This window comes from Saccharopolyspora sp. NPDC050642, assembly GCF_040654735.1.
Classification (GTDB): domain Bacteria; phylum Actinomycetota; class Actinomycetes; order Mycobacteriales; family Pseudonocardiaceae; genus Saccharopolyspora; species Saccharopolyspora elongata.
This window is the reverse complement of the sequence record NZ_JBFAIN010000014.1, coordinates 160,951-178,876: the sequence shown is the minus strand read 5'-3', so window position 1 is coordinate 178,876 and position 17,926 is coordinate 160,951. Positions and strand designations below refer to the sequence as shown.

At 70.1% G+C, this 17,926-nt stretch carries 19 protein-coding genes; 13 read left to right on the top strand and 6 right to left on the bottom strand.

Annotated elements, in window-relative coordinates; all coding sequences use genetic code 11:
- The first annotated feature begins 79 nt into the window (after nt 1-79).
- Both AB0H93_RS22865 and AB0H93_RS22860 read left to right on the top strand, forming a co-directional pair.
- On the top strand, nt 80-988 hold the full coding sequence (locus AB0H93_RS22865) for a polysaccharide deacetylase (protein WP_358575034.1): 909 nt from the start codon (nt 80-82) through the stop codon (nt 986-988).
- 134 nt (nt 989-1,122) lie between these two features.
- Nucleotides 1,123-1,779 (top strand): GntR family transcriptional regulator, encoded by a 657-nt coding sequence (locus AB0H93_RS22860; RefSeq protein WP_358575033.1) that lies wholly within the window; start codon nt 1,123-1,125, stop codon nt 1,777-1,779.
- A 182-nt stretch (nt 1,780-1,961) separates the two neighbouring features.
- On the opposite strand, the gene AB0H93_RS22855 is transcribed toward AB0H93_RS22860, so the two are convergent.
- The 4 genes from AB0H93_RS22855 to AB0H93_RS22840 form a co-directional block, all read right to left on the bottom strand.
- Nucleotides 1,962-3,089, bottom strand: coding sequence for a glycerate kinase (locus AB0H93_RS22855; RefSeq protein WP_358575032.1), 1,128 nt, complete (start codon nt 3,087-3,089; stop codon nt 1,962-1,964).
- A 265-nt stretch (nt 3,090-3,354) separates the two neighbouring features.
- Nucleotides 3,355-5,058: a glyoxylate carboligase gene (gene gcl, locus AB0H93_RS22850; RefSeq protein WP_358575031.1), complete on the bottom strand. Its 1,704-nt coding sequence runs from the start codon at nt 5,056-5,058 to the stop codon at nt 3,355-3,357.
- A 267-nt stretch (nt 5,059-5,325) separates the two neighbouring features.
- The gene (locus tag AB0H93_RS22845) at nt 5,326-6,255 is read right to left on the bottom strand and encodes a 2-hydroxy-3-oxopropionate reductase (RefSeq protein ID WP_358575030.1); all 930 of its coding nucleotides are present in this window, start codon (nt 6,253-6,255) and stop codon (nt 5,326-5,328) included.
- A 26-nt stretch (nt 6,256-6,281) separates the two neighbouring features.
- Nucleotides 6,282-7,079: a TIM barrel protein gene (locus AB0H93_RS22840; protein WP_358575029.1), complete on the bottom strand. Its 798-nt coding sequence runs from the start codon at nt 7,077-7,079 to the stop codon at nt 6,282-6,284.
- Between the two features lie 206 nt (nt 7,080-7,285).
- Here AB0H93_RS22840 and AB0H93_RS22835 point away from each other — a divergent pair, with 206 nt between their 5' ends.
- The 9 genes from AB0H93_RS22835 (at nt 7,286) to AB0H93_RS22795 (ending at nt 14,525) form a co-directional block, all read left to right on the top strand.
- Nucleotides 7,286-7,543: a thiamine-binding protein gene (locus AB0H93_RS22835; RefSeq protein WP_358575027.1), complete on the top strand. Its 258-nt coding sequence runs from the start codon at nt 7,286-7,288 to the stop codon at nt 7,541-7,543.
- The gene (locus AB0H93_RS22830; protein ID WP_358575026.1) at nt 7,521-7,919 is read left to right on the top strand and encodes a helix-turn-helix domain-containing protein; all 399 of its coding nucleotides are present in this window, start codon (nt 7,521-7,523) and stop codon (nt 7,917-7,919) included. The genes AB0H93_RS22835 and AB0H93_RS22830 overlap by 23 nt, the downstream gene beginning before the upstream one ends.
- A 351-nt stretch (nt 7,920-8,270) precedes the next feature.
- Complete coding sequence (gene uraD / locus AB0H93_RS22825) at nt 8,271-8,780, top strand: 2-oxo-4-hydroxy-4-carboxy-5-ureidoimidazoline decarboxylase (protein ID WP_358575025.1); 510 nt, start codon at nt 8,271-8,273, stop codon at nt 8,778-8,780.
- The gene (uraH, locus tag AB0H93_RS22820) at nt 8,777-9,112 is read left to right on the top strand and encodes a hydroxyisourate hydrolase (RefSeq protein WP_358575024.1); all 336 of its coding nucleotides are present in this window, start codon (nt 8,777-8,779) and stop codon (nt 9,110-9,112) included. The genes uraD and uraH overlap by 4 nt, the downstream gene beginning before the upstream one ends.
- Before the next feature lie 7 nt (nt 9,113-9,119).
- Nucleotides 9,120-10,010 (top strand): factor-independent urate hydroxylase, encoded by an 891-nt coding sequence (gene pucL / locus AB0H93_RS22815; RefSeq protein WP_358575022.1) that lies wholly within the window; start codon nt 9,120-9,122, stop codon nt 10,008-10,010.
- A 278-nt stretch (nt 10,011-10,288) separates the two neighbouring features.
- Nucleotides 10,289-11,794 carry a nucleobase:cation symporter-2 family protein gene (locus AB0H93_RS22810; protein ID WP_358575021.1) on the top strand — a complete coding sequence of 502 codons (1,506 nt, stop codon included), beginning with the start codon at nt 10,289-10,291 and terminating at the stop codon, nt 11,792-11,794.
- Between the two features lie 352 nt (nt 11,795-12,146).
- Nucleotides 12,147-13,208, top strand: coding sequence for a S8 family serine peptidase (locus AB0H93_RS22805; RefSeq protein ID WP_358575020.1), 1,062 nt, complete (start codon nt 12,147-12,149; stop codon nt 13,206-13,208).
- Between the two features lie 181 nt (nt 13,209-13,389).
- Nucleotides 13,390-13,590 carry a hypothetical protein gene (locus AB0H93_RS22800; RefSeq protein ID WP_358575019.1) on the top strand — a complete coding sequence of 67 codons (201 nt, stop codon included), beginning with the start codon at nt 13,390-13,392 and terminating at the stop codon, nt 13,588-13,590.
- A 23-nt stretch (nt 13,591-13,613) separates the two neighbouring features.
- Nucleotides 13,614-14,525 carry a serine/threonine-protein kinase gene (locus tag AB0H93_RS22795; RefSeq protein WP_358575018.1) on the top strand — a complete coding sequence of 304 codons (912 nt, stop codon included), beginning with the start codon at nt 13,614-13,616 and terminating at the stop codon, nt 14,523-14,525.
- Between the two features lies 1 nt (nt 14,526).
- On the opposite strand, the gene AB0H93_RS22790 is transcribed toward AB0H93_RS22795, so the two are convergent.
- A complete protein-coding gene (locus AB0H93_RS22790) occupies nt 14,527-15,927 on the bottom strand; it encodes an MFS transporter (protein ID WP_358575016.1) in 1,401 nt (466 codons plus the stop codon).
- A gap of 125 nt (nt 15,928-16,052) precedes the next feature.
- Here AB0H93_RS22790 and AB0H93_RS22785 point away from each other — a divergent pair, with 125 nt between their 5' ends.
- A complete protein-coding gene (locus AB0H93_RS22785) occupies nt 16,053-16,367 on the top strand; it encodes a helix-turn-helix domain-containing protein (RefSeq protein WP_358575015.1) in 315 nt (104 codons plus the stop codon).
- Nucleotide 16,368: 1 nt separating this feature from the next.
- Here AB0H93_RS22785 and AB0H93_RS22780 read toward each other — a convergent pair whose 3' ends face one another.
- A complete protein-coding gene (locus AB0H93_RS22780) occupies nt 16,369-17,244 on the bottom strand; it encodes an SDR family NAD(P)-dependent oxidoreductase (protein ID WP_358575014.1) in 876 nt (291 codons plus the stop codon).
- Between the two features lie 74 nt (nt 17,245-17,318).
- Between AB0H93_RS22780 and AB0H93_RS22775 the strand changes: the two genes are divergently transcribed.
- On the top strand, nt 17,319-17,921 hold the full coding sequence (locus AB0H93_RS22775) for a TetR family transcriptional regulator (protein ID WP_358575013.1): 603 nt from the start codon (nt 17,319-17,321) through the stop codon (nt 17,919-17,921).
- Nucleotides 17,922-17,926: the final 5 nt, after the last annotated feature.

The window sequence follows — 17,926 nt, the reverse complement described above, 5'->3', positions numbered from 1 at the left end:
CCCCGCCTCGGGTCGTGAGCGGCAATGGTCGTCCTGGCACCACCACTGACTCGAGCCGAACGATTGCGAGGAACGGCAAATGAGCAAGGACATCCAGATCTGCCTCGGCGTGGACGTCGACGCCGTCGCCGGGTGGCTCGGCTCCTACGGCGGCGAGGACTCGCCCAACGACATCCAGCGCGGCGTGTTCGCAGGCGAGGTCGGCACGCCTCGGATGCTGAAGCTCTTCGAGCGCTACGAGATCCCCACGACCTGGTTCATCCCCGGTCACTCCATCGAGACCTTCCCGGACCAGGTGCGGGCGGTGGTCGACGCCGGGCACGAGATCGGCGCGCACGGCTACTCCCACGAGAACCCCGTGCAGATGACCGAGCAGCAGGAACGCGACGTGCTGCTGAAGTGCATCGAGCTGGTGGAGAAGGCCAGCGGTCGCCGCCCGCGCGGCTACGTCGCGCCGTGGTGGGAGATGTCCGAGCACACCGCCGCGCTGCTGATGGAGAACGGCTTCAGCTACGACCACAGCCAGAACTACAACGACTTCCACCCGTTCTACGCGCGGGTCGGCGACTCCTGGACGAAGATCGACTTCGCCGGTCCCGCCGAATCGTGGATGAAGCCGCTGCAGCACGGCCACGAGGTGGACCTGGTGGAGTTCTGCGGCAACTGGTACGTCGACGACCTGCCGCCGATGCTGTTCAACAAGCACGCGGCGAACTCGCACGGCTTCGTCAGCCCGCGCGACGTCGAGCAGCTGTGGCGGGACCAGTTCGAGTGGGTGTACCGCGAGTTCGACTACGGCGTCTTCCCGGTCACCCTGCACCCGGACGTCTCCGGGCGGCCGCAGGTGCTGCTGATGCTGGAACGGCTCATCGACCACTGGCGTTCCCTGGACGGGGTCCGCTTCGTCACCTTCGAAGAGGCCGCGGCGGACTTCCGCAACCGCTACCCGTTCTCGGAACCCGGCCGACCGTCCCCCGCCGGCCCGTGACGGGTGGGGGCGCAGTTTCAATTGAAACTGCGCCCCCCACTCCCCGGGGTGGCAGTTTCAATTGAAACTGCGGATCACGCCCGGGGATGCGACTGACTACGCTTTGGGCGAGTGCTGAGGGGAAAGGAGCGGACGTGGCCCAGCCGGTCCCGTTGGGTTCCCGCGACCGGCCGCTGCGCGACCAGGTCTGCGAGGAGATCCGCAACCGCATCATCGACGGCCGGTTCGCGCCGGGCGACCGGATCGTCGAGCGCGAGCTCGCCGCGGAGCTGGCTGTCTCGCGGGTGCCGGTGCGCGAAGCGCTGCGCACGCTGCGGGTCGAGGGGTTCGTCGAAGACGTCGCGCGGCGCGGCGTCATCGTGCGACGCCTGGAGCGCCGCGACGTCGAGGAGCTCTTCGACGTGCGCGAAGCGCTGGAGAGCCTGGCGTGCCGGCTGGCGGCGAGCAAGGCCGACGCGCGCGGCCTGCGGACGCTGCAGCGGCACCTCGCCCGGGCGGACAAGGCGTTGCAAGGCGGCGACCTGCAGGCGGTGGGCAAGGCGAACGGGGACTTCCACGACGAGATCGTGCGGCTGGCGGACCACCACCTGCTGGCGGGCATGCTGGACCCGCTCCAGGGCCGCCTGCACTGGCTGTTCCGGCAGGTCGACGACCCCGAAGAGCTGTGCCTGGAGCACACGAACCTCTACGAGGCGATCGCCTCCGGCGACCCGGACCGAGCGTCGGCCGAAGCGATCCGCCACATCCACCACAACAGGGACACGGCCCTCCGCCTCCTCTTCGAAGCCTAGCCCCTCCAGAAGGCGACCCCCGCGGCCAGAAACGCCCAATTATCGGGCGTTCTCCCCGCTGCGGCACGGGCACACGGGTTCCCGATTTCAGGCGAAATCGGAAACCTCACCTGGCGCGATGCCCGGTGAGGTTCCCGATCTTAGGCAAAATCGGGGAATCTCCTGCTGCCTCGGAATGGCTCCTACAGGTGCTCCTGGGCGAGGCGTTCACCGAGGTCGACCAGTAGCGTGGCCGCTTCGCGGATGCAGCGCTGCGGGTCCGGCTCGATGTCGGTCAGCGCGTACGCCGCTTCGACGCCCGCTTCGCGGAGGCGCTCCGGCGTCAGGTCGCAACGTCCCGCGATCGCCACCACCGGCACGCCCGCTTCGCGGGCTCGGGCGGCGACCCCGGCCGGGCCCTTGCCGTGCAGGGTCTGCTCGTCGATGGCGCCCTCGCCGATGATCACCAGGCCCGCGCCCTCGAGCTGCCGGTCGAAGTCGATCAGCTCCAGGATCACGTCCACGCCCGGCCGCATCCGCGCGCCCAGCACCGCGAGCGCCCCGTAGCCGACGCCGCCGGCCGCCCCGGCACCCGGCTGTTCGGCGACGTCGCGGCCGCCCGCGGCCAACACCGCGCGCGACCAGTTGCCCAGCGCCTCGTCCAGGAAGCGGACCTGTTCCGGGTCCGCGCCCTTCTGCGGCCCGTACACGTGCGCCGCACCGCGCTCGCCGAGCAGCGGGTTGTCCACATCGGACGCGAGGATGAATTCGGTTTCGGCCAGCCGGGGGTCCAGGCCAGAAAGGTCCACTGTGGCCACTCGGCCCAGTGGTCCACCGCCTGGGGGCAACGGGTTATCCGCAGCGTCCAAGACCCGCGCCCCCAGGACGGTGAGCATTCCGGCGCCGCCGTCGGTGCTCGCACTGCCACCGACGCCGAGCACCACGGTCCGCGCTCCCGCGTCCAAAGCCATCAGGATCGCCTCGCCGGTGCCTTCGCTGGAGGCCGCCAGCGGGGCGAGTTCTTCCGGGTCGAGCAGCGCCAGCCCGGAGGCCGAGGCCAGCTCGACCACGGCGGTGTCGCCGCTGATCGCGATCTCGGTGTCCACCGGCTCGCCGACCGGGCCCGCGACCCGCACCGGAATCGGCGCGTATCCGCTGGCCAGCGCGGCCTGCACGGTGCCATCCCCGCCGTCGGCCACCGGCGCCAAGCGCACCTGCGCGTCGGGGCGGGCCCGGCGCAGCCCGGCGGCCACCGCCTCGGCGACTTGCGGCGCCGTCAGCGAGCCCTTGAACTTGTCCGGCGCGATGAGGACGGGTCCTGGCACAACCAACTCCGATCGCTAGGGCGGCATCCTCCGCCGGGACGCCCGGCACGAACCCGGCGGAGGACACCAAGGGGTCTTACGGATATTCCACCCGAGGACCCCGTCCGTGGGAAATGCGGGGCACGCTCGCCGACCACGCCACCGCGCGTCGCCGGCGAGCGCACCTCGCGCAGGGCTGCCCTGAAGCCCCGCCTGGGGTGCGGGAGTGTGTGACAGGACCAACCGACGCGGTTCCCGTACGCGTCGGCCAGCCTCCGCACCCCGAGGACCATCACGCGTTGGGCACCGGCTCCGGCTCGATCATGGCGTCGATGCGGATGCCCCGGGCGGTGTTGGCCTCCCGCTCGATCATCACCTCGACCAGGACCGGGCGGCTGGTGGCGACAGCCTCCTTGCGGGCCCACTCGATGGTGTCGGCCAGGTCGCCGGGCTCGAACACCCGGCGGCCGGAGCAGCCGTAGGCCTCCATGATCTTGACGTTGTCCGTGCCGTACTCGTCGTAGTGGATGTCCACCTCGGTCTTCATGCCGAACGCGTCGCCCTCGGCCTGGCGGATCAGGCCCAGGTACTCGTTGTTCAGCATGATGATCACGAACGGGACGTTGTACTGGGCGGCCACCGCCAGCTCCTCGACCAGGAACTGGAAGCCGTAGTCACCGACCACCGCGACGACCTCGGCGTCCGGCTCGGCGGACTTCACGCCGATCGCCGCCGGGATCTCCCAGCCGAGCGGACCGGCCTGGCCGCACACCTGGTAGTGCCGCGGCAGGTGCGCGGTCTGGAACTGCCCGCCCCAGATCTGGTACAGGCCGATCGCGGTGACGAAGTACGCCTCCGGCGGGAAGATCTGGTTGATCTCCCGGTACACGCGCGGCGCCTTGATCGGCACGGTGTCGTAGTCGTCCGGCCGGGTCAGGGTCTGCTTGAGCACGCCGACCCGGGAGACCCACTCGGAGTAGTCCTTCTTGGCGTTGCGCTTGCGCGCGGCCTCGATCAGCGCGTCCAGGAACAGCCGGGTGTCCGAGACGATGCCCAGGTCCGGCCCGAAGACCTTGCCGATCTGGGTGGGCTCGATGTCGACGTGGATGAACTTGCGCTCACCGCGGTAGGTGTCCAGGGCACCGGTGTGCCGGTCGCCGAAGCGGGCGCCCAGCGCCAGCACCAGGTCGGCCTCCAGGAACGACTGGTTGCCGTAGCGCTGGCTGGTCTGGATACCGGTCATGCCGGCGAACAGCTCGTGGTCCTCCGGGAAGGAACCTTTGCCCATCAGCGTGATCTGCACCGGGACGCCGAGCAGCTCGGCCAGTTCGCGGACCTGCTCGTGGGCGTCACCGAGGATGACGCCGCCACCGGCGAGGATCAGCGGCCGGTCGGCCTCCAGCAGCAGGTCCAGCGCGCGCTCGACCCGCGGCAGGTGCGGCTCGACGGCCGGGATCGGCAGCGGGGCGTCCAGCGTCGGGTCCCACTCGATCTCCTGCTTCTGCACGTCCAGCGGCAGGTCGATCAGCACCGGGCCGGGGCGGCCGGACCGCGCGATGCGGAACGCCTCGCGGAAGATCCACGGCGCCTGCGCGGCCTCCTTGACCTGCACCGCCCACTTCGTCACGGGCTTGGCGATGTCGACGATGTCGACCGCCTGGAACGCCTCCTGGTGCAGCTTGGTGGACACCGCCTGGCCGGTGATGCACAGGATCGGGATCGAGTCCGCCTGCGCGGTGTAGAGGCCAGTGATCATGTTGGTGCCCGCCGGGCCGGAGGTGCCGATGGCGACCCCGACGTTGCCGTTGGTGCGCGCCCAGCCGTCGGCCATGTGGGTCGCGCCCTCTTCGTGGCGGACGATCAGGTGCTTGATGCCGCTGTCCTCCATCGCCGCGTACAGCGGGAGGATCGCCGCGCCGGGGCAGCCGAAGGTGATGTCGACGCCCTCGGACTTCAGCACGTCGACGACGGCCTGCATGACAGGAACTTTGGGCATGGTGTAAGACTTCCTCTCGGGTGCCGCGCTTTCGAGGCGCACCTTGTTGGGAACGGGTCAGTGGTTTTGGTTGCTTGGCGGCGCTGGAACCGCTGACCCGTGACCGTCTTGCTTCGAGATCGCCCGGCCGGGCGAGTTCTTCCGCAATTTCAATGGAAATCGAACCTCTGATTTCCATTGAAATTGCGGACCTGAGGAGTGGGGTGGCGGTGTCGCGCGGGGCCGTGGCCGCAGGAGACGAGGAACTCCCCGCGCGACACCGCGGTCTCAGTCGCGGCCGTTGAGCTGCGTGATCTGCTTGAGCAGACCGGAGTGGTCGAGCTTGCCGTCGCCCTGCGCGACGGCCGCGGCGACGAGCTGGCTCACCAGCGAACCGATCGGGATCGACAGGCCCGCGTCGCGCGCGGCCGCCTGCACGATGCCCATGTCCTTGTGGTGCAGTTCGAGCCGGAAGCCCGGGGCGAACTCGCGGTTGCGCATCTTCGCGCCCTTGGCGTCGAGCACGGTGCTGCCGGCGAGCCCGCCACCGAGCACCTTCAGCCCCGCCTCGGTGTCGACGCCGTGCGCCTCCAGGAACACCAGGGCCTCGGCTACCAGCCCGATGTTGCCCGCGACGATGAGCTGGTTGGCCGCCTTCACGGTCTGCCCGGCTCCGGCGGGTCCAACGTGGACGATCGTGGTACCGACCGCGCCCAGCGCGGCCTCGGCCGCGGCGAAGGCGTCCGCCTCGCCGCCGACCATGATCGACAGCGTGCCGTCGATCGCCTTCGGCTCGCCGCCGCTGACCGGCGCGTCGATCGCCTGCACGCCCTTCTCGGCGGCGGCTTCGGCGACGCGGCGCGACACGTCGGGACGGATCGTGCTGCAGTCGATGAGGAGGGCGCCCCGCTTGGCGTTGGCCAGCACGCCGTCCTCGCCGAGCACGACGGCCTCGACGTCCGGCGAGTCCGGCAGCATGGTGAAGATGATCTCGGCGTCGCGGACGGCCTCGGCCACGCTCGCCGCGGCCTTGCCGCCGTCGGCGACCAGCTGGTCGACCTTGGCCCGGCTGCGGTTGTAGCCGGTGACCTCGTGGCCGGCCTTGACCAGGTTGGCCGCCATCGGGCCGCCCATGATGCCCAGCCCGATGAATCCGACCTTGCTCATGGTTGTGGTACCTCCGTGGTTGTCGCCGCTCGTGAGCGCTGGTTCCGGCAAGAACCGGGACGAACGCTCACGAGCGCTCAGCGCTTGATCCAGCCGAAGCTGTCGGCGCTGGCGCCGCTCGGCTTGTACTCCAGTCCGATGTGGCCGGTGTAGCCCGCCGCGTCGAGCTTGTCGAAGTAGTGCTCGAAGTCGATCTCGCCGGTGCCCGGCTCGTTGCGGCCCGGCGCGTCGGCGATCTGCACGTGCCCGATGGCGTTCGCGTGCTGGTCGATCACCGCGTCCGGGTCGTCGCCGTTGACCGTCAGGTGGTAGAGGTCGAACAGCAGCCGCAGGTTGTCGACGCCTTGGGCGTGCACGCGGTCGATCACCGCGAGCGCGTCGGCGGCGGTCTTCAGCGGATACGCGGGCGTGCCGCTGACCGGCTCGATCAGCACCACGCCGCCGATGCGCTCGGTGCCCTTCGCCGCGCGCACCAGGCTCTCGACGGCCACGTCGTCCTGCGCCGCCGCCTCGACCCCGTCGATCCGGTTGCCGTACAGGGCGTTGAAGGCCCGGCAGCCCAGCCGCTCGCCGATGCCGACCGCGACGTCGACGTTGTCGGCGAATTCGCCGGCGCGGTCCGGGTTCGACAGCACGCCGCGATCCCCCGCGGGCATGTCACCGGCGAAGAAGTTCAGGCCCACCAGCGAAACCCCGGCGTCGGAGATCGCCTGGACGAACCGGTCCACCTCGCGGTCGGTGGGCACCGCGACCGGGAACGGCCACCAGAACTCCACCTTGTCGAATCCGGCGGCCTTCGCCGCGGCGGGACGGTCCAGCACGTCCAGTTCGGTGAACAGGATCGAGAGGTTGACGTCGTAGCGGTTCGGATTCATCGGCACCCCCTCGGGAGAAGTTTCGTTATGCGGAAGTCTTATTTCGTACAACGATAGATTAGCGACAAGGGAGTCGGCGGTCAACGCCCAACCCCGGTTACCCACCGGTCACCCACGGCCGCCCCACCAGCGCAGAAGCCGCGGAGAGCCAGTCCTGCGCGGCGGCCCCACCTGGGCGGATACGGTTCAACCGGGAGGTCACACCAATGATCTTGCGAGCTGAGTTCACGACCGAGCCCTTCGAAGGGGAGGGCGAGCCGCCGGCCCACGCCGTGGCCGCCCGAGACTGCCTGCTCGCCGCCGGGCTGGAGCCCGAATTCGGCCCGCTGGGCACCTCGATCACCGGCGAGCGCGAGCAGCTGCTGCCCGCGCTCGCCGCCGTGATGGAAACCGTGCTGAGCACCGGTGCGAACCGGATCACCCTGCAGGTGACCGTCGGCGATGCCGACGACGACCGGGTTTAGGCTGGTCGGCGTGCATCCGCTCGCCAACGCGCTCGCTCCGCTGCTGGAGCACATCGGCGGCACCGCCGTGCCCGCGGACGAGCGCGAACCCGGCGACATCGTCCTGTACTGGGAGGGCGCGCCGGCGGTCGCGGTCAGACTGCCCGGTCAGGAGCTGACCAGCGCCCTCGACCGGATGATCCGGGATGTCGAGGGCGAGCTCGGCGGGCGCCTGCCGGACCTGCCGCGCCCGGACAAGCAGCGCGCCGTCCGGCTGCTGGAGGAGCGCGGCGCGTTCACCCTGCGCAAATCCGTCGAGACGGTGGCCAAGGCGCTCGGCGTCAGCCGCTTCACGGTCTACAACTACCTCAACCGCGAGCAGACCAACCGGAGCTGAACCCGGGCAGCACCTCGAAGCGCCCCGTTCCCGCTGGTCACACCCCTTGCTGCCAGAGCGGCACGAAGTGCGCACGGGCCACAGCGGCTCCCGACCCACCCCCTCCGCCGAAGCGTCGGCGCACGCCTCCACGCGCCGGGCGGTTCGCCCGGATTTGTGCCAACCGCACAACGCGCGACCAGGATTTTTCAACAAAGTGTTGACACTTGGCTGAGCACAGTCGTAGCTTTTGCCGCACCGGAGCTCGTGACCGGCAACCGCAGCACAGCCCAGGCATGCTCGGACTCTCGTCCGCCGCCTCCGCCAATCCCGAAAACCTCTTCGGGGCCGCACATCCTGTGAGAGTTTGCGATGTCAACAACCACCGAAACGGACCGGCTGAACGGCCTACCCCGAGCGGAACTCGTCCAGCGGCTCCTCGCCTGCCTGGACATCCCCCGCTGGGCCGCCGACATCGCCGACCGGCGCCCGTTCGCCGACGTGGACGCCGTCTACCAGGCCGCCGACGCCGCCGCGCCGGAGCTGACCCCCGAGGAGATCGACGGCGCGCTCGCCGCACACCCCCGAATCGGCGAGCGCGCCACCGGCGAGAACACCTCGGCCAAGTTCTCCCGCAACGAGCAGTCCGGGGTCGACGGCGGCGACGCCGAGCTGACCCGCGCACTGCGCGAGGGCAACGAGGCCTACGAGCAGCGGTTCGGGCGCGTGTACCTGGTCTGCGCCGCCGGTCGCAGCGGCGCGGAGCTGCTGGAGATCCTGCACTCGCGGCTGGACAACGAGCCCGGAGCAGAGCTGCGGATCGTCGCCGACGAACTCCGCAAGATCGCACGTCTGAGATTGGCAAAGGTGATCGAAGGATGAGTGCCGTCACCACCCACGTGCTCGACGCCGCGCGGGGCGCCCCCGCCGCCGGGGTCGCGATCCGGTTGGAGGCCGCCAAGGGCACCGACTGGAATTCGATCGCCTCCGGCCGCACCGACGACGACGGCCGGATCAAGGACCTGGGCCCGGACCGGCTGGAGGCCGGGGACTACCGGCTCACCTTCGAGACCGGCGAGTACTTCGACAGCCAGGGCGTCGCGACCTTCTACCCGCAGGTGCAGATCACCTTCCGGATCGCCGACCCCGCGCAGCACTACCACGTCCCGCTGCTGCTGAGCCCGTTCGCCTTTTCCACCTACCGAGGGAGCTGATCACCGCATGGGCATCGTCATGGGCCCCAACCAGTACGGCAAGGCCGAGGTCCGCATCGTCTCGGTGAACCGGGACAACGCGCGGCACACCATCAAGGACCTCAACGTCAGCTCCTCGCTGCGCGGCGACCTCGATGACGTGCACCTCACCGGCGACAACAGCAACTGCCTGCCGACCGACACGCAGAAGAACACGGTCTACGCCTTCGCCAAGGAAGCGCCGATCGGCGAGATCGAGGACTTCGCGCTGCGGCTCGGCCGGCACTTCGTCGGCACGGCCGACGGCATCACCGGCGCGCGCATCCTCATCGACGAGTACAGCTGGGAGCGGATCCCGGTCGGCGGCACCGGCCACGACCACTCCTTCGCCCGCTCCACCGACGAGAAGCGCACCACGGCGGTCACCATCGACGGCGACCGGGCGCACGTGGTGTCCGGGCTGAAGGACCTGATCGTCCTCAAGTCCACCGGCTCGGAGTTCTGGGGCTACCCCAAGGACAAGTACACGACGCTGGCCGAGACCAACGACCGGATCCTGGCCACCGCGGTGACCGCCCGCTGGCGCTACCTCCACACCGACGTGGACTGGGGCAAGAGCTTCGAGTCGATCCGGGCGACGATGCTGGAGGCCTTCGCCACCACGCACAGCCTGGCGCTGCAGCAGAGCCTGTACGAGATGGGCAAGGCCGCGATGGAGAAGCACCCGGAGGTGGCCGAGGTCCGGCTGTCGCTGCCGAACAAGCACCACTTCCTGGTCGACCTCGAGTACTGCGGGCTGGAGAACAACAACGAGGTGTTCTTCGCCGCGGACCGGCCGTACGGCCTGATCGAGGGCGTCGTCACCCGCGACGACGTCGAGGAAGCACCGCAGGCCTGGTACAGCCTGCCGCAGTTCTGATCGTTCACCGCAGTTCTCGCAGTTTTCGACCGCCGGGCCTCCCCACGCGCGAGGAGGACCGGCAATCGAGGATCACCGTTGATCCTGCAGTTGGGGCCACCGGAGATTCCCTGGTGGCCCCTTCTGCTACCCGAGCTTCGGGCGCCCGGCAGTCGCCCGAAAACCATCGGTCCATTGTGGATCGAAGGTTGATTTCCCGGCAATGAAGAGAAACAGCGAACAAACCCGGCGCTGATAGTGACTTGATCTGACCAGCCCCTGCGGCCCAGGAGTCCCCTATGGCCCTCTTCAAGACCCGTCGCAACCGCGGCACCAGAAACGGAAAACCCACCGATGTCCACCCGGTGGACGAGGTAATGCCGCCGGCGCGTCTGCTGGCGTTCGGCATCCAGCACATCGCCGCGATGTACGCCGGCGTGGTGGCGCCGCCGCTGATCATCGGCGAGGCCATGGGCCTGGCGCCGCTGGAGATGACCCTGCTGATCGGCGCGAGCCTGTTCACCGCGGGTCTGGCCACCATGTTGCAGTCGCTGGGCGTGTGGAAGATCGGTGCCCGGCTGCCGTTCGTCAACGGCGTCACGTTCGGCTCCGTCGCGCCGATGCTGGCCATCGTCGCGCAGCAGGGCCAGGGAAATCCGCTGTCGGTGATCTACGGCTCGGTGCTGATCGCCGGCGTGCTGGCGTTCGTGATCGCCCCCTACTTCTCCCGGCTGGTGCGGTTCTTCCCGCCGGTGGTCAACGGCACCGTGATCACGCTCATCGGCCTGTCCCTGATGCCGGTGGGCATCAAGTGGATCGCGGGCAACAACGCCGAGGCGCCCGACTACGCGGCACCGGAGAAGATCGCGCTCGGCGCGGTGACGTTCGCGCTGGTGCTGCTGTTCAACCGCTTCCTCAAGGGCTTCTGGAACCGGATCGCGCTGCTGCTCGGCCTGGTGGCGGGCACCCTGATCGCCTGGCCGGTCGGGCTGATCGACACCGAGACCTTCGAGTCGGCGCCGCTGTTCAACTTCCCGACCCCGTTCGCGCTGGGCACTCCGACGTTCAACATCACCGCGACCATCTCGATCTGCATCGTGATGCTGGTGGCGATGATGGAGACCACCGCGGACATGATCGCGCTCGGCGAGATCGTGGACCGGCCCGCGGACGAGAAGACCATCGCGGCCGGCCTGCGCGCCGACGGCGCCGGCAGCGCGATCAGCGCCGTCTTCGGCGGCTTCACCTGCAGCGCCTTCGCGCAGAACATCGGCCTGGTGGCGCTGACCCGGGTCCGCAGCCGGTACGTGGTCGCCACCGCCGGTGGTGTGCTGGTGCTGCTGGGCCTGTTCCCGGTGGTCGGCGCGGTCGTCTCGCTGGTCCCGCAGCCGGTGCTGGGCGGCGCCGCGCTGGTGCTGTTCGGTTCGGTGACCACCAGCGGCATCCGGACGCTCGGCAAGTCCGACCTGGGCGACCCGTTCAACTCGCTGATCGTGGCGGGGTCGCTGGGCATCGGCATGGTCCCGGTCGTCGCACCGCACTTCTACGAGCACTTCCCGGCCGCGCTGCGCACCGTGCTCGACTCCGGCATCAGCACCGGCTGCATCGCGGCCCTGCTGCTGAACCTGCTGTTCAACGCCTGGCGGAAGCAGCCCGCGGAGGCGGAGCCGACGGTGGGCGGTGACACGGTCGCGGTGGTCGGCACGGCCCCAGGGGAGTACCACCGCGACGAGGCCGACGCCGGTCGCGTGGACGCCGTTCCGGAGCCGCGAACGTCCGCGCAGGAATCCGAATCCACCAGGTAACAACCCCACCCGAGGGCGTCCTTCACCGGTTGCACCGGCGAAGGACGCCCTTCGCGTTTGCCGAGCTCCCCCTCCGCAGGTCTCCCCAGGTCGCCCGCAATTTCCATTGAAATCGAAGGTTCGATTTCAATGGAAATTGCGGGACCCCGGACCCCGGTACGGCCCGCAGCCGGGCGACCCACCCTCCGGGTGGAACCGGAAATCCGGCGCGGGGAAGGCATTTCCGGCGTCGGCGTTGGGCCGAGCGTCCGAACTTGGCGCGGCGAACGGCCGCTTCCGCCCCGCGCCGCGCACCGGCTCCCGGCGAGGCTCGTTGATCCGGCGAAATTCCTGCCGAAGTTGGGAGATCTCGATGCGGATGCGGGCCCTGATCACCGCCGGATTGGTCGGTTTATCGGTCCTCGCGACCCAGGCGGCCGCGAGCGGGCAGTCCGCGGTGGACCCGCTCGGCGAGAAGCAGTGGGGACTCGCCCAGCTGCGGGCCCCCGAGGCGTGGGCCACCAGCACCGGCGCGGGCCAGGTCATCGCCGTGGTGGACACCGGCGTCGACCTCGGCCACCCCGACCTGGCGCCGAAGCTGGTGCCGGGCGCGACCTTCGCCGGCTGCGGCGACCGGCCGGCGCCGTGCGGCAACGGCGACTGGCTGGGCGTGGACGGCGTGGGCCAGCCGACCGACGTGCACGGCACCCACGTCGCGGGCATCGCCGCGGCGGTCGCCGGGAACGGCATCGGGATCGCCGGCGTCGCGCCGGACGCGCGGATCATGCCGATCAAGGCGCTGGAGAACGGTTCCGGCACGTTCGCCGACATCGGCGCGGGCGTCCGCTACGCCGCCGACCACGGCGCGAACGTCGTGAACCTCAGCCTCGGCGCGCAGCCCGGCACGCAGGTCCTGACGCTGCTCGGGCTGGCCAACGAGACGAAGGACGCCATCGCCTACGCCCGCGAGAAGGGCGTGGTCGTGGTCGCCTCGGCGGGCAACGAGACCGCTCCGCTGTGCGACACCCCGGCCTGGGAGTCCGGCGCGCTGTGCGTCGCCGCGACGGACGCCAACGAGCTCCACTCCACGTACTCCAACCTCGCCCTCAAGCTGGACACCAGGGCCGTGTCGGCGCCGGGCGGCGCGTCCAAGCAGGGCTGCGACGACGACGTCTGGTCGACGGTGCCGCGCGGTGCCGGTTCGGCGAAGTGCGGGCAGGCCGACTACGACTCCTTCGCCGGAACCTCCATGGCTGCCCCGCAGGTCGCGGGCGTCGCGGCGCTGCTCGGCGCGCAGGGCCGCAACGCCGACGGCATCGAGAAGGCGCTGATGACCACCGCCCGCACGCCGCTGGTGGGGCTGCGCGGGGTCTTCAACCCGGTTTACGGCTACGGCGTCGTCGATGCCGCCGCAGCGGTCCAGCAGCCGCTGTGACCAGGCGATGACCGCTCGTCGGCGGCGATGGTCATACCACTGGCCATCGCCGCCGACGAGTCCGCCATTGGGCCGAATTCGCGAAAGGTGCAAAACTCCTCGACCGCGCCCCCGAATCCAGGAACAATGATCAAAGGACCGCGCGACCGCGCGGCCACCGATCGATGCGGGAGCTGGGCCGATGGACCTTTCGAAGCTGTTCAAGATGGTGTCACCGGCGAAGCACCATTCGCACGGGCACTCCAGCAGCGGTGGGCACCGCCGCAGGCATTCGAGCAGCGGTGGGCACCGCCGCCGGTACGACAGCAGCAGCGGGCACCGCCGCCGTCGCCACTCGAGCAGCAGCAGCCACGGCCACTACCGCCGTCGCAGCCACAGCTGACGCCGCGCAATCGGCTCGGTTCGGTGCTGATCGATTCGTTGAGCTCCTACTACTACGGCGAACCCGACCAGGACTGGGGACCGCCGGGGCCGCCGCTCGCGCCGGGTGACGTGCTCGCCCCCGGCTACCGGGTCGTCGGGCACCTGCGCCGCGGCAGCCGACTGGACGTCTACGACGTGTGGAGCGAGGAGCGGTCCTGCCGCTGCATCGCCAAGACCGTCCGGCCGGAGCGCGCCGCGGACGAGCGCGCGATCGGCTGGCTCCGCAACGAAGGCGTGCTGCTGACCCAGTTCACGCATCCGCACCTGGTGCGCGGCTACGAGATCGCGCAGGCCGACGAGCCGGCGCGGCCGGTGGTGATCACCGAGACGCTGCCGGGGCACACGCTGGGCTTCCTGATCGAGGAGCTCGGGCGGCTGCGGCCGATCGACACCGCGGTGCTGGGCATCCAGCTGTGCTCGGTGCTCGGCTACCTGCACCGCCGCGGCTGGGTGCACATCGACGTGAAGCCGTCGAACGTGGTCGAGGTCGGCGGCCGGGCGGTGTTGCTCGACCTCAGCCTCGCCTGCCGGATCGGCGAGCACAGCTCGGCCGGGACGTTCGACTACCTCTCCCCGGAGCAGGCGGCCGGCGGCGAGATGACGCCGGCGGCGGACACCTGGGGCCTCGGCATCACGCTGTACGAGGCACTTTCCGGCACCACGCCGTGGGCCGAGGTGTCCTCCAGCGAGCGCAACGACGACGGCACCCGCTACTACCCGCAGCGGCACAACACTGCCGCGCCGCTGCGCACCCACCGGCGCCTGCCCGCGGCGCTGTCCCGCACCGTCGACGCCTGCCTCGACCCGGACCCGAAGTCCCGTCCGACGGTGGGAGAGGTCGCGGACCGCCTGATCGCCTGGTCCGGCATGAACCCGGAGACCATCGACACCTGAGCTACCGGATCTCCTTGCGCGGCAAGGCGAACGCGAGCAGCACCCCGAGCACCATCCCCATCGCCGCGAGCAGCACCGCGAGCCGCCCGCCGTCGGCCAGCACGGCGGGCTCGGCGGCGTGCCCGGCGTAGGCGACGGCGGTCAGCACGGCGATGCCGATGGCGTTGCCCAGGTTCAGCGTCGTCGAAGCCATGCCGGACGCGACGCCCTGTTCCCCTGCGGCGACGCCGGATCCGGCCGCGATCCACATCGCGGTCCAGGTGATCCCCTGCCCGATGCCGGAGACCAGCAGCCCGGGAACCGCGACGAGGTAACCCGCACCGTCCTGGAAGCCGACGGCCAGGACCGCAGTCCCGACCACTCCGATGACGCCGCCCGCCACGAGCGTGGCACGGGTGCCGAACCGGGTGGCGGCGCGCTCGCCGAGCTGCGTTCCGGCGGCGATCGCCAGTGCCGGCAGCAGGAAGCCGAGCCCGGTCTGCAGCGCGCTGAATCCGTGCACCTGCTGGAAGAGGATCGTGAGGAAGTACGGCAGCGCACCGAACGTGCCCATGTAGACGAACGTGGCGGTGACACCGACGACGAGGCTCCGGTTGCGCAGCAGGCGCGGCGGCATCAGCGGATCCGCGCTGCGCACCTCGATGAACGCGAACGCGATGAGGAGTACCACCGCAAGCGCTGCAGCCACGACTACATCCGTTGCGCCCCAACCGAATTCGGCTCCCTGCACGAGCGCGTACACGAGCAGCGTGGCGCCGCCGGTGACCGTCAGCGCGCCCGGCACGTCGAAGCGCCGCCCCCGCTGCGCGGCCGCATCGCGCGGAATGACGACCAGCGCGGCGACAGCGACCAGCCCGGCCAACGGCACGTTCACGTAGAAAACCGCGGGCCAGCCGAAGAACTCGGTCAGGACGCCGCCCAGCAGGGCGCCCACGGTGAGCCCGCTGGCACCCGCCCCGCCCCACACCGCGAGCGCCCGGTTCCGCCGCGGCCCCTCCTCGAACAGCGTGTTGATCAGCGAGAGCGTCGACGGCAGCAGCATCGCGCCGCCGATGCCCTGCACCATGCGCGCGGCGATGATCAGCCCGGGGCCGGTCGCCAGCCCGCCGGCCAGCGACGAGGCCGCGTAGACGACGAGGGCCGCGACGAACATCCGGCGGCGGCCGAACAGGTCGGCCGCCCGGCCGCCGAGCAGCAGGAAGCCGCCGGCGAACACCGCGTACGCGCCGACCACCCACTGCTGGGTCTGGTTCGGGAAGCCGAGTTCGGCGCCGATCTCCGGGAGCGCGACGAACACGATGTTCAGGTCCAGCGAGAAGATCAGCTGCGCCAGGGCCAGCAGCGCCAGGCTCCACCCCAGGCTGCGACCGGTGTCGGGCGGCGATGTCGAGAGCGCGGACATGTCGGCCCTTCCATTCGATTGATCTTGATTGACTGTACGCACATTAGTGAACAGTTCACATATGCGTCAACAATCGAACGGAAGTCAGTTCACGTCCATGCGTACTTTTGCGTAGACTCGACGAGGTGATCGGCACGCATCCGGACCGCGACCAGATCCAGCTGCAGGACGTCCTCTCCGCGCTGGCCAACCCGCTGCGGATGACCATCGTCCGCGCGCTCGCCACCGGCGGCGAGCAGAGCTGCGGAAGCATCGTCGAAGGCGTGTCGAAGTCGACCCTGACCAGGCATTGGCGGGTGCTGCGGGACAGCGGCGTGATCTGGCAGCAGCCGTCCGGCCGGGAGAACCTGCTGTCGCTGCGCCACGACGACCTCGAAACCAGGTTCCCCGGCCTGCTCGACACGATCCTGGCGGCGGCCGACCGCGAAGACGGCCGCTGAATCAACCCTCGATCCGGCCGAGCTCCCGGCACAGCGCCCAGATCGCGTCCCGGTTGCGCCGGTCGCGGATGCTCGCCGGCCACGGGGCGCGTTCGGCCTTGCTGTTGAAGTAGACGCCGTGCACTTCGGCGAGCCCCGGATCGGACGCCAGGCGAATGCTGGAAGCGGCCGCTTTCTCCACCGCCGCACCGCCGTAGATGACCGGCATGAGGATCCTCAGCAGCGGCACCAACGGCCGCGCCGCCAACGGGTACGCGCTCGTCGTCAGGTTCTTGTTCATGGACGTGTAGGCGTGTCCGGGATACGCGACGTTGATCGTGATCCCGGGCTCCCGCAGGCGCTCGGCGAAGGCGCGGCTCATCGCCATCAGCGCGAGCTTGGTCTGGTTGTAGAACGCGAGCCCCGCGTAGGACTTCTCGCCTTGCAGGTTGCCCAGGTCGATCCGGCCGCGCGGCACCCCGCCGGCGATGTTGATGACCCGCCCGCGACCGGCGCGCCGAAGCTCGGGCAGCAGGAGGTGGGTGAGCACGAACGGGGCCAGGACGTTGGCCGCGAACGCCATCTCGACGCCGTCCGCGGTCAGCTCCCGGCTTTCCTTGGCGACCCCGGCATTGTTGATCAGCACGTGCAGGCCGCCGTCACGAGCCCGCACCTGCTCCGCCAGGCGGCGCAGGTCATCCTGCCTGGTCACATCGGCTATCAGCGCCTCGACGCCGGGATTGCCGGTGTCGCGCCGGAGCTCCGCGGCCGCCGCTTCGGCTCGATCCGCGTTGCGCCCGACCAGGATCACGTCGGCCCCCAGCCGCGCGAGGCCGCGCGCCGTCTCCTTGCCGATCCCACCGGTGCTACCGGTCACGAGCACCGTCTTGCCGCTCATCGTCGCCACTTCTCGCCTCCCATGTCACCAGATGTCGTGTTTGACACCTGATGACATAAAGTAGACTAGGGTGCGTGAACAGCGCGAGTGGCACCGATGGACTGCGGGCACGGGCGCGACGTGCGGTCCGCACGGAGCTCGCCGACCTGGCCCTGGAGATGTTCGTCGAGCACGGCTTCGACGAGACGACCGTGGACGAGATAGCCCGGGCCGCCGGGCTGACGAAGCGCAGCTTCTTCCGGTACTTCCCGTCGAAGGAGGACGCCGTCTTCGGTGGGATCGACGCGCTCGGCGAACAGGTCGTCGAAGACCTGCGCGCCCAGCCCGCCGACCAGCCGCCGTGGGCATGCCTGCACCACGTGCTGCGCCGCTGGGCGGAGAAGATCCACTCCTCGCAGCACGACGCGACCAGCCTCCGGCTGATCGAAACGACGCAGTCGCTGCGCGCCCGGCTGCACCAGAAGCGGGAGCAGTGGCGCCAGGACGTCGCCGATGTCCTGCGCGAACGCTCCGGACTCGACGCGTTCACCGCGGATCTGCTGACCAACGCGGCGACAGCGGCCCTCGACACCGCATCCCGGGAGTGGGTGCGCGGCGACGCGGACCGGATGAAGTCGATCGACCGGGCCTTCGAGCAGCTGGCACCGGCTTTCGCTGCCGGAGTCCCGAAGGCCTGACCGCG